Below are 13,713 nucleotides of genomic sequence, written 5' to 3'. Positions count from 1 at the left end.
ACGGCAGCATATGGAAAGGCGGCGATGAAAAGCAGTTATCCCAACTTGTACCCAGACTATCCAGCGCTTGTCCGCAGGCTTACACACAGACTTATCCACAATAGAGTAGTAAACGCCGCTGCGGCGCTGGCAGCGAGCTACAAATCGAAGGAAAGGGAGTGAGGGGCGCATGCCAGGTGCCAAGGAGAAACTTGCCAACAGCTTATGCATGGGCTTGCACACAGCTTTATTCACTACTTGTGCAGCGGCTTACCCACATAGTTATCCACAAAAAAAAGGCAGGCTGCGAGGCCTGCCTGTGTGCAAAAGTGAACGGTACCGCTTACTTCTTGATTTTCACGGGGCGCGTCCAGCCGTCGATGGTTACTTGGCGCGCGCGCGAGACCGTCAGCTTGCCGGCCGGTGCATCTTTCGACAAAGTCGTGCCGGCACCCAGGGTAGCGCCTTTGCCGACGGTGACGGGCGCGATCAGCTGGCTGTCGCTGCCGATAAAAGCGTCGTCTTCAATGACCGTGCGGAATTTATTCACGCCATCGTAGTTGCAGGTGATGGTACCGGCGCCAATGTTGACCTTCGAGCCGATGGTGGCGTCGCCGATGTAGGCCAGGTGGTTGGCCTTGCTGTGCGCGGCGACCTGGCTGTTCTTCACTTCAACGAAGTTGCCGATATGCACGTCTTCCGCCAGGACCGTTCCCGGGCGCAGGCGCGCGTAAGGGCCAATGATGGAAGCGCCGCCGACGACCGCGTCCTCGATATGGCAAAACGGCTTGATGTGCGCATCAGCGGCCACGGTGGCATTGATGATGACGTTGTTGGCGCCCACGCGCACGCCATCGCCAAGTTCCACTCTGCCTTCGAACACGCAGCCAACGTCGATGGTGACATCGCGGCCACAAATGAGTTCGCCACGCACGTCGATGCGGGCCGGATCAAGCAAGGTCACGCCCCGTTCCAGCAGCGCTTGCGCGATATTGTTCTGGTGGATGCGTTCCAGTTGGGCCAGTTGCACCTTGCTGTTGACGCCCGCCACTTCCCACACGGCAGCCGGATGTGCCGAGGTGACGGCCACGCCATCGGCGACGGCCTGGGCGACGATATCGGTCAGATAGTATTCTCCTTGGGCATTGTCATTCGACAAGGCCGACAGCCATTGCTTCAGGGCCACGGTGGGCGCGACCATGATGCCGCTGTTGATCTCGCGGATGGCGCGCTCGCTTGGGGAAGCATCCTTTTCCTCGACGATGCGCACGATGGCGCCGTTGTCGCGCACGATGCGGCCCAGGCCAAACGGATCGTCCTGTTCCACGGTCAGGATGGCCAACTTGTCGTTACCGGCCGCCTGCACCAGTTGCTGCAGGGAGGCGGCGCTGGTCAGCGGCACATCGCCGTACAGGATCAGGGTGGGCACGCTGTCGTCCAGCAAGGACACGGCTTGCTGCACGGCATGCCCCGTGCCCAGCTGCTGCGTTTGCTCGGCAGCATCAATCGCCAGGCCATGGTTCGTCTTGTAGCCATCAAGCAACTTCAGCACCGCTGCGCCCCCATGCCCGTAAATCACGCATAATCGGGACGGCGCCAGGCCGCGCGCCGTGTCGATGACGTGCGACAACAGCGGCTTGCCAGCCAAAGGATGCAATACCTTGGGCAGTGCCGACTGCATGCGTTTGCCCATACCGGCAGCGAGAATGACAACGTTCATAGACGGTTATTTTTATAAGTTAAGAATATGAAAAAGTTTAACACGCAGGCCCCGTCTTCCACGCCCTTTGGCCGTTTTACTTATGCCGTGCTTGCCATCATGCTCGTCGTCATGGCCGGCTGCAGCGGCTTGCGCCTGGCCTATAACAATGGCGATACCGTGTTGTACTGGTGGCTGAACGCGTATGTCGACCTGGACCGCGATCAGAAGGGCTGGGTGCGCGATGATATCGACAAGCTGTTCGACTGGCACCGCAAGACGCAATTGAAGGACTATGTGGAAATCCTGCGCACGGGCCAGAAGCAGCTGCAAGGCAATATCACGCAGGCGGACCTGATGAGCGACTACAGCGAGATCAAGCAGCGCACCCAGGCGCTGCTGCTGAAGGCGGCGCCCGAGCTGGCCGACCTGGCGCGTTCGCTCAAGCCCGAGCAAATTGCGCAGATGGAAAAGAAGTTCAAGTCGAACAATGAGGATTACCGCAAGAAATACCTGAGCGGCGACCAGGAGAAGCGCCAGAAATTGCGCTACAAGAAAGCCATGGAGCAATTCGAACTGTGGTTCGGCAGCTTCAGCAGCGAGCAGGAGGCCATCATACGTAAAGCGTCCGACGCGCGTCCGCTGAACAATGACATCTGGCTCGACGAACGCATGCGGCGCCAGCAGAACGTATTGAACCTGGTCAAGAAAGTCCACCAGGAAAAACTCGGCAAGGAAGCGGCTGCGGCCTTGATCGCAAGCCTGATCAAGGACAGTTTCGAGCGCCTGGAACACTCGGAGCGCAAGGCATTTTTTGACAGCTACGAAGCGAGCACAGCGCAAATGGTCTTGACGGTGATCAAGATCGCCACGCCAACGCAAAAGGCCCACGCCGTCAAGCGCATGCAGGGCTGGATCGACGATTTCAATTCCCTGGCCACACAGCCCAAATAGACTGGCAGCGCCAGCAGGGGGGATGGGGCCATATGCTATAGTGGCCGCCATCGAATTGAAGAAATGGAACGCCTAGCAAAACCGTAGCGAGCGGCAGTGAGTTGTGGCTAAGAAGCGCAGCTGTGCAAATGCACGGGGACGCCGAGTCAGTGAGCATCGCAGGCCGCAAATCGCGACGCACAGTAGGTTTTGTTAGGTGTTCTAAATGCCCATGCAAAAGAAAATTAAGAAACCCGCCAAAGTCCCCGTCCACCACGCGCCGCCACCGAACCAGGTACGCATCATCGGCGGCCAGTGGAAGCGCTCCGTGCTGCCTGTTTTGCAGGCACTGGGCTTGCGCCCGACGCCGGACCGCGTGCGCGAAACCGTGTTCAACTGGATCAACCACTTGCGCGATGGCGACTGGGCCAACGCCCAGGTGCTGGATCTGTTCGCGGGCAGCGGCGCACTGGGCTTTGAAGCGGCCAGCCGCGGCGCCGCCGCCGTCACCATGGTCGACACGCATACACCCGTGATCCGCCAGCTCGAAGAGAACAAGGCGAAGTTGCGCGCCGACAACGTGCAGCTGCTGCGCGGCGACGCCCTGCTGACGGCGCAAGGCCTGGCATCGCGCGGCCAGCGTTTCGACCTGATCTTCCTCGACCCGCCCTACCAGCAGGATTTTCTGGCCAAGATATTGCCCTTGTGCGCCAACTTGCTCAAGGAAGGCGGCATGATTTACGCGGAATCGGGCTTGCCGCTGGTCTTCGACGACAGCAGCGAATTGGAAAAACCCCAGTGGATGGCGCCGTGGGAAGTCATCCGTGCCGACAAAGCGGGTACCGTTTATTATCATTTGCTAACTTACAACAAAGTGACGGCAACTGCCTGAATCTGCCTATAAATGAGGCAAAAAGGCTCCCTGGCCCGAGGCGCAGCACCAATTTCAGGCATAATGCCCGTCTATATTGGTGCATCGTTAGGGAGCCGCAATGGTTGTAGCCGTTTATCCAGGAACATTCGATCCACTCACACGCGGTCATGAAGATCTGGTGCGCCGCGCATCGGGTCTGTTTGACAAGCTGATCGTCGGTGTGGCCGACAGCAAGAACAAGCAACCGTTTTTCTCGCTCGACGAACGCCTGGAAATCGCCAACGAAGTACTCGGCCACTATCCGAATGTGCAAGTGGAAAGCTTTTCCGGCCTGCTCAAGGATTTCGTGCGCAAGCATGAAGCTAGGGTCATCGTGCGCGGCTTGCGTGCCGTCTCCGACTTCGAATACGAATTCCAGATGGCGGGCATGAACCGCTACCTGCTGCCCGATGTCGAAACCATGTTCCTGACACCGTCCGACCAGTACCAGTTCATTTCGGGCACAATCGTGCGCGAAATCGCGGCGCTGGGCGGCGATGTCTCCAAGTTTGTCTTCCCCTCGGTGAACCGCTGGCTGCAAAACAAGATTGCTGCCAACGCTGCATCATCGCAATAAGTTAGAGTGAAATCATGGCATTACTGATCACAGACGAATGCATCAATTGCGACATTTGCGAGCCCGAGTGCCCGAATGACGCGATCTACATGGGCGCAGAAATCTACGAAATCGATCCCAACAAGTGCACCGAATGCGTGGGGCATTTTGACGAGCCGCAATGCCAGCAAGTGTGCCCCGTCAGCTGCATCCCCTTCAATCCCGCCTGGCGCGAAAGCCCGGAGCAATTGATGGCCAAGTACGAACGCCTGCAGGCGGAACTGCCTGCGGCCAAGGCCTAAGCGCTCTTCGTCCTCCTCACCGCCGCCCCGCGCGGCCCTCTTTTGCCAACTGTTCTACACTGTGTGCTGACTTATCCACAGCCCATGGTTTCCACGGAGGTAGAAGATGCAAATAAGCACATCCCGTTTGGGCCGCACCCTGGCTTGTGCCTGCCTGTGCGCCGGCCTGGCGCAAGCGGCGCTGGCCATTGAGGTAGGCGGCGTCAAGCTGGACGACACGGTGCAGCTGGCCAGCCGCGAATTGAAACTCAACGGCGCAGGCGTGCGCTACAAAGTCATCTTCAAGGTCTACACGATTGCGCTGTACCTGCCGGAAAAGAAAACCCAGCTGGCCGACATCCTGGCGCTGCCCGGGCCGCGCCGTCTCGAAATCGTCATGTTGCGCGACATTACTTCCGACGAGCTGGGTCTAGCCTTCATGCAAGGCTTGAAGCGCAGTTCCGACCAGGCCGACCGCACGCGCCTGCTGAGCCAGACGATGCAGTTCGGCGCCATGTTCGCCATGGTGCCCGGCCTGAAAAAGGGTGACATCCTGACGGTGGACTGGCTGCCGGAAGAGGGAACCCTGTGCAAGCTGAATGGCAAGCAGGTGGGCGACACGGTACCGGAACTGGCCTTTTACAATGCGCTGCTGAAGATCTGGATCGGCGCCCATCCGGCCGACACCTTGTTGCGCGCCCATTTGCTGGGCGACGTGGCCTGAACAAAAACGCGGGCGTAAAAAAAGCCGGCTGACGCCGGCTTGTCATGCTGCAACCGTTTATCGCTCAGGCGCGCGTCGACAGGGCGCGCAATTCGGCGGCATTGCTGGGCGACACGCCATCCATCTTGCCCAAGGTGCGTTTCAAAGCTTGCGCTTCGCGCATCTGCTGGCGCGCCAGGCGCTCTTCGCGGCTCAGCTTGGGACGCACCACCAGCACCATGGCGCGGGCGATACCCACCAGCAAAGGCTTGAACAGCAGGGCGAAGGCCCCCACGGCCACGATCACCAGCACGAGTTGCAGGGCGTTCAGCAGGGAAATCTCCAGCACGGGTGCGGATACTGCGTACAGGGCGGAGGCGAAGGTAGACATACTGATCCAGTGCATTATAGAATTTGCCAGTACTATAGTGCAGTGCAACATATAAATCTAATTCCATTTCTTGATACCAATTATATGAATCGTGAATGGAAAACTGTAATATTTTTTGACGAGTGAAAATATTCGCGTCCGGCGCGGTTTACACTCTTAAGTAATCAATTCAACTTTTATCTTGGGCTTTCCATGAGTTTTCTGACGCTGGATCTGAACTTGCTGCGTGTTTTCGACGCCGTCATGACGGAACAAAACCTGACGCGCGCAGCCGGCCACCTGGCGATGACGCAGCCGGCGGTATCGAACGCCATCAAACGCCTGCGCGAGAGCCTGGGTGACGAATTGCTGATCCGCACGGCGTATGGTGTGAAACCCACGCCCCGTGCCGAAGCGCTGTGGCCGTCCGTGCGCTCGGCCCTGGCCAGCCTGGAAGCGGCCGTCACGCCGGAAACCTTCGACGTATCGAAGACGCATGCCACCTTCCGCATGGCCATGGCCGATGCGACGGCCGCCTTCTGGCTGCCCTCGCTGATGCGTTCGATCGAACGGGAGGCACCGGGCGTCAACGTGCGCATGATGCCGCTGACCACGCGCGAACCGCGGCCCATGTTGCTACGCGGCGATATCGACCTGGCCGTGGGCTTCTTTCCCGGCGTGGCGGCGCAATTGTCGAGCGAAACGGGTTCGCCCATCCGCCACGAGCGCCTGTATTCCGGCAAGTATGTATGCGTGATGCGGCGCGGTCACCCGCTGGCCGACAAGGAATTGACCTTGGATAACTACTGCGCGGCAAACCATTTATTGGTGAGCTTTTCCGGCCGCGCGCATGGCTTGATCGACGAAGCGCTGTCACAGATCCACCGCGAACGACGCATCTTGCTGACGGTCAACCAGTTCTTCACGGCCGGACGGGTAGTGGCCAATTCCGACCTGATCACCGTCTTGCCGCGCCACCTGATTGCCTCGACGGGCATGACGGAGTCCCTGCTGTACAAGGATTTGCCATTGACCCTGCCGGCGGTCCACCTGGACATGCTGTGGCACGAACGCGACGCGCGCAGCCCTGCCCACAAATGGCTGCGTAATCATCTGGAAAGCATGAACACGCCCACTCTGCGCACGGCCACGGCGGCAGGCGGCGGCGTAGCGCCCAAACCGCATATTGAATAAAATATCTGCCGGAACCTGAAAAAAAACGCCTGATGAATCATCAGGCGTTTTTTTTCATGCGTGGCTGCTGGAGCGGTAACCAATTCGGAACCCGCCCCAGTGCTTGCCATCAACGTGAATCGGCACGGATAAATCGTGCATGACTTCGCCCGTGTCGCGTTTATAGGTTTGCAACAGGAAGGGCTTGGTATTGCTGCCGCAGCGCGCGCCCGTGCGGTCGCTGAAGATGCGCTTGGTACGGTTATTCACCATATCGGTCGCATAGTCGCCCGTCAGCGGCTGGGAAAACTTCTTGTTGTGCGTTGGAAAGTATCCATTGTTGTCGACGGCGCCCGCATACGCCAGATGGGGCAGGGCGACCAGCAGGCCTTCCTGCAGGTCGGGCAGCACCTTGTCCGTAAACGCGTCGAACTTCGTGTTGTGCTTGGGCGGATTAGTGTTCGGGATGGGGCGGTAGTGGCGGTCGAACAGGGCTTCGCGCGTAATGCGCCCCGAAGCGATGGCTTGCTCGAACAGTTTGCCCACATCCCGCGCGGCGTGCTGGGCCGCCTCGCGGATCTCGTCGTGCGGCGTGGCCACGCTCGATTCACCAAGGGCGCTGGCGATTACTTCAGCGCGCTCGGCCAGGGCCATGGCCGACTGCGTGGCGCGTGGCAATTCGGCATTCGTCGACAGCATGCTGTCGCGGATTTGCAGGATGGCGTCGGCGATCAGCTGCGTGGTGTCGACATGTTCGCGCGAGGCGCGGGCAATTTGCCCGATAGCGTCTTCCGATACGCCCGACGATTCTTCGATGTGGCTGAGCGAGGCATGCACGCTTTCCACATTGCGCGCCGCTTCCGTCACGCCCGCCGCCAGCGAACTCATGCCACGCGCCGCTTTTTCTGACTGTTCATTGATTTCGCGCACCATCACGCTGATTTCATCGGAGGCTTCCTTGGTGCGCTGCGCCAGTTGCCGCACTTCACCGGCCACCACGGCAAAACCGCGTCCATGTTCACCGGCGCGCGCGGCCTCGATGGCGGCGTTCAGCGCCAGCAAGTTGGTGCGCGCGGAAATATCGGAAATGGCTTCCGTAAAGCCTGTGATGCGTTTGGATTTTTCCTGCAAGCTCAGCATTGTGCTGGAGGCGCCTTGCGCTTCTTCGCGTGCGTTATTGATGCGGCGCAAGCCCTGATCCACTTCGGCCCGTGCCGCCACGCTTTCCACGCGCACGCCAGCGGCTACCTTGGCGGCCCGTTCCGCGTTGGCGGCAATCTTTTCAGTCATCATGGCATTTTGTGCGGAACTGTCGGCGATGTCGCTTGCCGTGCGCACATCGAGTTCCACCTTCTGTTTGACGGAATCGACAAAATACGAGGTTTCCGCCGCGCCTATCATGATGGCATCGATGGCGTTGCCCACCGTGTCGGCGAACTGGTGCAAGCCCGGCTCGGCGCGCCGACGGCTGGCGAACGCCAGCAGCGCGGCGCCAATGGCGGCCGCCACGCAGGCAATCAGATAAGGATGATCGCCGCCCGATAGCAGCAGCAGATAGGCCAGGCAACAGGCAACGGCCATGGCCAGGATCGTGAATACAAAGAAACGCACCAGCTGATGCTGCAACTGCTTCATTTGTCCCCCGCTGCGCGAACCCGTCACGTCCCCGCGGGGACGTGCTGTAACCGTATGCGGGTGGGCACGATTGCCCACCTTGCACCCTGAACGTAACGTCTGCGCGGCGTTTCAGGCGGCTACCGGGTAGCAGAATTGTAGTTCCACCCTACAACATTTGTTCCGATAGCTCAATCAGAAAAGTGGGCTGGCTACACCGAGGTCACTTAATTGGCAATTTCGTGGTGTTTTTGACCTCTTCCATGACGGCATAAGTGTGGGTTTCCCGCACACCTTTCTGCAGCAAGGTCTTGCCGAGGAATTCGCGGTAGGCAGCCATGTCCTTGACACGTGCCTTGACCAGGTAATCGAAACCGCCAGCCACCATATGACATTCCAGTACCTCTGGAATGATTTGTACGCTATGCTTGAAGGCGTCGAACACTTCCGGCGTCGTGCGATCGAGCACCACTTCGATGAACACCAGCAGCGAGACGTCGAGCAGTTGCGGGTTCAACTGGGCCGTATAGCCCATGATGTAACCGGATTCGTGCAACTTGCGCACGCGCTCCAGGCAGGCGGCAGGCGACAGGTTCACGCGCGCGGCCAGCTCCACATTGCTGATGCGTCCATCACTCTGCAATTCCATCAAGATTTTCTTACTGATCTTGTCCAGCATTACCATCACCCCCAAATTAATATTATTTGGTTAAATTGTCGCATCAAAAACTATCTATTGCTAGCCCCCTGTATTACCAGAATTAATCCATAAGAATCCCCTTTACAATCGAATCATCTTAACGTCCGACTTTCTGTATTTTTTTGCACCAAAAAAGAGCAAGAATTACGTCAGTTTTCGTCCCCTTTTTCCTTGTAAAGAGCACTTATGCACCCTGCAGGCCCCTCGGCTTTTACCCCGATTCCTTTTGCTGCGTTCCAGGCGGAAATCCTGCCCGAAGCGACACCACAACGCGCCGCCATCACCGCCGCCTATAGGCGCGATGAGGTTTCAGCCGTGCAATGGCTGTTGCAACAAGTCCGCCCCAGCAGTACCGAAACGACGGCCGAGGGACAAGCGCTGGCGCACCGCCTGGTCTCGAACGTGCGCCAAAAACGCACGCGCGCATCGGGCGTCGATGCACTGATGCACGAGTTCTCGCTGTCGTCGGAAGAGGGTGTTGCATTGATGTGTCTGGCTGAAGCGCTGTTGCGTATACCCGACAGTCAAACGGCCGACCGCCTGATCGCCGACAAAATCAGCAAGGGCGACTGGCGCAAGCATCTGGGCGAATCGCCGTCACTGTTCGTCAATGCCGCCACCTGGGGCTTGCTGATCACGGGAAAACTGGTCAGTACCAGCAGCGAATCGGGCCTCGGTTCGGCCATGACCAAGCTCATCGCCAAGGGCGGCGAACCGCTGATACGCAAGGGCGTCGACCTGGCCATGCGCATGCTGGGCAACCAGTTCGTGACGGGCCAGACCATCGAGGAAGCGTTGAAAAACAGCCGCGAGAATGAAACGCGCGGCTACCGTTACTCGTACGACATGCTGGGCGAGGCTGCCCTGACACAGCAGGATGCGGCCAATTACTACGCCTCATACGAAACGGCAATCCATGCCATCGGCAAGGCCTCGAACGGGCGCGGCATTCGCAACGGCCCCGGCATTTCCGTGAAACTGTCGGCCCTGCACGCGCGCTACAGCCGCGCCCAGCGCGCCCGCGTCATGGAAGAATTGCTGCCGAAAGTCAAAGCGCTGCTGCTGCTGGCCAAACAGTACAACATCGGCTTCAACATCGATGCGGAAGAAACAGACCGCCTGGAACTGTCGCTCGACCTGATGGAAGCACTGGCCTTCGATGCGGACCTGGCCGGCTTCGACGGCATCGGCTACGTGGTGCAGGCGTATCAAAAGCGCTGCCCCTTCGCCATCGATTTCCTGATCGACCTGGCGCGCCGCAGCGGCCGCAAGTTCATGGTGCGCCTGGTCAAGGGCGCGTACTGGGATGCGGAAGTCAAACGTGCGCAAGTCGATGGCCAGGAAGGCTATCCCGTCTACACGCGCAAGGTTTACACGGACGTCTCTTACCTCGTGTGCGCGCAAAAACTGCTGGCTGCCAGCAGCCTGATCTATCCACAATTTGCCACGCACAACGCGCAAACCCTGTCGACCATTTATACCTGGGCGAAGCGCGATGGCATTACCGACTACGAATTCCAGTGCCTGCACGGCATGGGCGAAACCCTGTACGACCAGGTCGTCGGCCCCGACAACCTGGACAAGCCGTGCCGCATCTACGCTCCCGTCGGCTCGCACGAAACCCTGCTGGCCTACCTGGTGCGCCGCTTGCTGGAAAACGGCGCCAACTCGTCGTTCGTCAACCAGATCGTCGACGAAAGCGTGGCCATCGATAGCCTGATCCGCGACCCCCTGGAGCTGGCGCGCCTGCAGGGCGGCTTGCCGCACCCCTCGATTCCACTGCCACTGGACATGTTTGGCAGCGAGCGCAAGAACTCGGCCGGCCTGGACCTGTCGAATGAAGACACCTTGCGCACCCTGGCCACCGGCCTGGCGCAGCAGCAGCAATGGCAGGCAGCGCCGCTGATCGACGGCGCCGTCAGCCTGAATGGCCCCGCGCACATGCTGCACAATCCGGCCCAGCACGACGATGTCGTGGGCAAAGTCATGGAAGCCGGTCCGGCCGACGTGGAAACGGCGCTGGCCAGCGCCAGCGCTTACGCCATGGACTGGCAAACAACGGAACCGTCGATCCGCGCACAAGCATTACAACGCGCGGCCGACCTGTTCGAAGAGCACCATATCGAGCTGATGGCCCTGGCCGTGCGTGAGGCGGGCAAGTCCTTGCCGAACGCGATCGCGGAAATCCGCGAAGCCGTCGACTTCCTGCGCTATTACGCGGCGCAGGTGGAACACGCGCCGGCTACCCTGGCCCTCGGTCCCGTCACCTGCATCAGCCCGTGGAATTTCCCGTTGGCCATTTTTACGGGCCAGCTGGCCGCCGCGCTGTCGGCAGGCAACGTGGTGCTGGCCAAGCCGGCCGAGCAAACACCGCTGATCGCCCACCGCGCCGTGCAACTGCTGCATGCGGCGGGCGTGCCGCGGGGCGCGCTGCAATTTTTGCCCGGTAGCGGCGAAATCGTTGGCGCCGGCCTGTGCAATGACGCGCGCGTGAAAGGCGTGATTTTCACGGGCTCGACTGAAGTGGCGCAATTGATCAACCGCAACCTGGCCGCGAGGGCCGTGGCTGAAGGTATCGACATTCCACTGATCGCCGAAACGGGCGGCCAGAATGCACTGATCGTCGATTCGTCCGCCTTGCCGGAACAAGTGGTCCAGGACGTGATGTCGTCGGCCTTTGACAGCGCCGGCCAGCGTTGCTCGGCCTTGCGCGTGCTGTTCCTGCAAACGGAAATCGCCGACAAGACCATCCACATGCTCAAGGGCGCCATGCAGGAATTGCGCGTTGGCAATCCTGACCGCCTGGCCACCGATATCGGTCCCGTCATCGATGCGGAAGCGCAAAGCAATCTGCTGGCGCACATCAACAAGATGAAAACCGTGGCTATCGACCATTATTCGCTCGATTTGCCCACCGTCAAAGGCACGTTCGTCGCCCCGACCGTGCTGGAAATCAAGTCGCTGGCGCAATTGACACAAGAAGTCTTCGGTCCCGTGCTGCACGTGATCCGCTACAAGCGCTCCGAATTGCCGCAACTGGTGCAATCGATCAACGACAGCGGTTACGGTTTGACCCTGGGCATCCATACGCGCATCGATGAAACCATCGATTTCATCACCAAGCGCGCCCACGTGGGCAATATTTATGTGAACCGCAACATCGTCGGCGCCGTCGTCGGCGTGCAGCCGTTCGGCGGCGAAGGCAAATCGGGAACTGGTCCCAAGGCGGGCGGGCCCCTGTACCTGAAACGCCTGCAGCGCAATGCGGCGCCCGGCACGCAGCACCAGCGTCAGGCGCCGCCAGCGCTCGACGCGCTGACCGTGTGGGCGAAGATGCATGGCCACGACAAGGTCGAGCAACTGGCGCAGGAATACGCGCGCACGACTTTGCTGGGTAGCACCACTGTCTTGCCAGGCCCGACCGGCGAGCGCAATACCCTGAGCTTTGCCGCACGCGGCACGATTTTGTGCGCGGCGGCCACCTCCGGCACCTTGATGAACCAGCTGGCAGCAGTCCTGGCCACCGGCAACCTGGCCCTGGTGCTGGCGCAGGCGCTGGATCTGATCCCGGGCGACTTGCCGGCAGCGCTGAAGGACCGCATCCAGGTCGTCAGCAGCCTGGATGCGGTCCAGCATGATTTCCAGATCGCCATGATCGAGCCTGGCCTCGATGGCCAGCTCAAACCGCTGCTGGCGGCCCGGGAAGGGGCCCTGGTGAGCACTATCGCCACCACGCAGGAGGGTGTCATCCCCCTGTGGCGTCTGGTCGCTGAGCGCGCGCTGTGCGTGAATACAACGGCAGCAGGCGGAAATGCAAGTTTAATGATGCTGAGTGTCTAAAGGATCCTGAGAAAAAGTCCATGGCGTTGTTGCCTTGCCTGACCGTACATTCGTACTGCCTGCGGCAATGCGCCTGGCCCTGAACATTTTTCAGGCTCCTTTGTTTTGAAATAAGAAGGGCAGAACCAGTGGTTCTGCCCTTTTTTTATGCACCGCCAGTTTAAGGATCAAGCAGCCAGGCGCTGGCATAGCTGCTGAATCACCGTAAACGCGTACGGCGAGGCGACGGTCTGCACGAAACGCATGAAGTCGACGGCGGCCTCTTCGTTGGCGTTGTCGGAAATGGTGCGCATGACGGTAAATGGCACGCCCAGTTCAAAACACACTTGCGCCACGGCGGCGCCTTCCATTTCGACGGCCAGCAAATCGGGAATATCCGCTTTCAGCTGGTTCATATGCGCGGCGCTGCTGATGAACTGGTCGCCGCTGGCGATCAGACCACGGTGGACTTGCGCATGCTGCAAGCCAAATTGCACGATATCGGACGCCTTCAGCACGCTGGAAACATCATCACGCAGGAAATCTTCCGCAGCAGCTGCCAGTTGCGTGCTCAGTTCCAGGTCCGTGGCGAAGCGCTGCAGTCCCGTCAACGGCACTTCGAAGCGGGGAAACAAGGGACGGGCGTCCATATCGTGTTGCAACAATGCTTCGGCCACCACGATATCCCCGACTTTCACCTGTTTATCCCCGCTGCCGGCCACGCCAGTAAAGACGATGTGGGTAACTCCGTACTTTTCCACAAGGATGGAAGCTGTCATGGCAGCGGCAACCTTGCCCAGACGCGACAGGACGCACACAGCGTCGATATTCCACAGGGTCCCCAGGGTGTAGTCGCGCATGCCGTGCGAACGCCTCTGGGGGCCTTGCATGGCTTCTACCAGCCCCTGCTGTTCTTCGTGCAAGGCACTGATGATGCCTAAACGCATTTTTTTGTGTGAATTCATGCTGTTTT

At 59.6% G+C, this 13,713-nt stretch carries 12 protein-coding genes; 7 read left to right on the top strand and 5 right to left on the bottom strand.

The features are described 5' to 3' along the window. Positions 1–322: 322 nt before the first annotated feature. Entirely contained in the window at positions 323–1,699 is a 1,377-nt protein-coding gene (gene glmU, locus ACQ4WZ_RS22635) for a bifunctional UDP-N-acetylglucosamine diphosphorylase/glucosamine-1-phosphate N-acetyltransferase GlmU (RefSeq protein ID WP_101483343.1), read from the bottom strand. Between the two features lie 27 nt (positions 1,700–1,726). Here glmU and ACQ4WZ_RS22630 point away from each other — a divergent pair, with 27 nt between their 5' ends. The 5 genes from ACQ4WZ_RS22630 (at position 1,727) to ACQ4WZ_RS22610 (ending at position 5,085) form a co-directional block, all read left to right on the top strand. Then, complete coding sequence (locus tag ACQ4WZ_RS22630) at positions 1,727–2,632, top strand: DUF6279 family lipoprotein (RefSeq protein WP_180338547.1); 906 nt, start codon at positions 1,727–1,729, stop codon at positions 2,630–2,632. A gap of 211 nt (positions 2,633–2,843) precedes the next feature. Then, positions 2,844–3,503, top strand: a complete 660-nt coding sequence (rsmD, locus tag ACQ4WZ_RS22625; RefSeq protein ID WP_436574568.1) for a 16S rRNA (guanine(966)-N(2))-methyltransferase RsmD — start codon at positions 2,844–2,846, stop codon at positions 3,501–3,503. Positions 3,504–3,603: 100 nt separating this feature from the next. Beyond that, positions 3,604–4,101, top strand: a complete 498-nt coding sequence (gene coaD, locus ACQ4WZ_RS22620) for a pantetheine-phosphate adenylyltransferase (RefSeq protein ID WP_034752633.1) — start codon at positions 3,604–3,606, stop codon at positions 4,099–4,101. A gap of 14 nt (positions 4,102–4,115) precedes the next feature. Further along, positions 4,116–4,382, top strand: a complete 267-nt coding sequence (locus tag ACQ4WZ_RS22615) for a YfhL family 4Fe-4S dicluster ferredoxin (protein WP_077398358.1) — start codon at positions 4,116–4,118, stop codon at positions 4,380–4,382. 106 nt (positions 4,383–4,488) lie between these two features. Beyond that, the gene (locus ACQ4WZ_RS22610) at positions 4,489–5,085 is read left to right on the top strand and encodes a chalcone isomerase family protein (protein ID WP_101483345.1); all 597 of its coding nucleotides are present in this window, start codon (positions 4,489–4,491) and stop codon (positions 5,083–5,085) included. Between the two features lie 64 nt (positions 5,086–5,149). Here the strand turns inward: ACQ4WZ_RS22610 and ACQ4WZ_RS22605 are convergent, their stop codons facing one another. Beyond that, entirely contained in the window at positions 5,150–5,455 is a 306-nt protein-coding gene (locus tag ACQ4WZ_RS22605; RefSeq protein ID WP_101483346.1) for a hypothetical protein, read from the bottom strand. A gap of 192 nt (positions 5,456–5,647) precedes the next feature. On the opposite strand from ACQ4WZ_RS22605, the gene ACQ4WZ_RS22600 reads away from it, so the two are divergent. Continuing rightward, positions 5,648–6,628: a LysR family transcriptional regulator gene (locus ACQ4WZ_RS22600; RefSeq protein WP_034752642.1), complete on the top strand. Its 981-nt coding sequence runs from the start codon at positions 5,648–5,650 to the stop codon at positions 6,626–6,628. 54 nt (positions 6,629–6,682) lie between these two features. On the opposite strand, the gene ACQ4WZ_RS22595 is transcribed toward ACQ4WZ_RS22600, so the two are convergent. Then, a complete protein-coding gene (locus ACQ4WZ_RS22595) occupies positions 6,683–8,242 on the bottom strand; it encodes a methyl-accepting chemotaxis protein (RefSeq protein ID WP_436574567.1) in 1,560 nt (519 codons plus the stop codon). 202 nt (positions 8,243–8,444) lie between these two features. After that, complete coding sequence (locus ACQ4WZ_RS22590) at positions 8,445–8,900, bottom strand: Lrp/AsnC ligand binding domain-containing protein (protein WP_010393827.1); 456 nt, start codon at positions 8,898–8,900, stop codon at positions 8,445–8,447. 207 nt (positions 8,901–9,107) lie between these two features. Here ACQ4WZ_RS22590 and putA point away from each other — a divergent pair, with 207 nt between their 5' ends. Then, positions 9,108–12,761 (top strand): trifunctional transcriptional regulator/proline dehydrogenase/L-glutamate gamma-semialdehyde dehydrogenase, encoded by a 3,654-nt coding sequence (gene putA / locus ACQ4WZ_RS22585; protein ID WP_436574566.1) that lies wholly within the window; start codon positions 9,108–9,110, stop codon positions 12,759–12,761. 167 nt (positions 12,762–12,928) lie between these two features. Here the strand turns inward: putA and ACQ4WZ_RS22580 are convergent, their stop codons facing one another. Next, positions 12,929–13,705 carry a 5'-methylthioadenosine/adenosylhomocysteine nucleosidase gene (locus ACQ4WZ_RS22580; RefSeq protein ID WP_436574565.1) on the bottom strand — a complete coding sequence of 259 codons (777 nt, stop codon included), beginning with the start codon at positions 13,703–13,705 and terminating at the stop codon, positions 12,929–12,931. Positions 13,706–13,713: the final 8 nt, after the last annotated feature.

This window comes from Janthinobacterium darwini (assembly GCF_051380905.1).
Lineage (GTDB): Bacteria > Pseudomonadota > Gammaproteobacteria > Burkholderiales > Burkholderiaceae_D > Janthinobacterium.
This window is presented reverse-complemented; position numbering and strand designations above follow the sequence as displayed.

Coding starts and splice junctions, on each gene's coding strand:
- ACQ4WZ_RS22590 (WP_010393827.1), bottom strand. CDS start 8,900: ATGCTGGACAAGATCAGTAAGAAAATCTTGATGGAATTGCAGAGTGAT.
- ACQ4WZ_RS22595 (WP_436574567.1), bottom strand. CDS start 8,242: ATGAAGCAGTTGCAGCATCAGCTGGTGCGTTTCTTTGTATTCACGATC.
- ACQ4WZ_RS22630 (WP_180338547.1), top strand. CDS start 1,727: ATGAAAAAGTTTAACACGCAGGCCCCGTCTTCCACGCCCTTTGGCCGT.
- rsmD (WP_436574568.1), top strand. CDS start 2,844: ATGCAAAAGAAAATTAAGAAACCCGCCAAAGTCCCCGTCCACCACGCG.
- coaD (WP_034752633.1), top strand. CDS start 3,604: ATGGTTGTAGCCGTTTATCCAGGAACATTCGATCCACTCACACGCGGT.
- ACQ4WZ_RS22610 (WP_101483345.1), top strand. CDS start 4,489: ATGCAAATAAGCACATCCCGTTTGGGCCGCACCCTGGCTTGTGCCTGC.
- ACQ4WZ_RS22615 (WP_077398358.1), top strand. CDS start 4,116: ATGGCATTACTGATCACAGACGAATGCATCAATTGCGACATTTGCGAG.
- ACQ4WZ_RS22605 (WP_101483346.1), bottom strand. CDS start 5,455: ATGTCTACCTTCGCCTCCGCCCTGTACGCAGTATCCGCACCCGTGCTG.
- glmU (WP_101483343.1), bottom strand. CDS start 1,699: ATGAACGTTGTCATTCTCGCTGCCGGTATGGGCAAACGCATGCAGTCG.
- ACQ4WZ_RS22600 (WP_034752642.1), top strand. CDS start 5,648: ATGAGTTTTCTGACGCTGGATCTGAACTTGCTGCGTGTTTTCGACGCC.
- putA (WP_436574566.1), top strand. CDS start 9,108: ATGCACCCTGCAGGCCCCTCGGCTTTTACCCCGATTCCTTTTGCTGCG.
- ACQ4WZ_RS22580 (WP_436574565.1), bottom strand. CDS start 13,705: ATGAATTCACACAAAAAAATGCGTTTAGGCATCATCAGTGCCTTGCAC.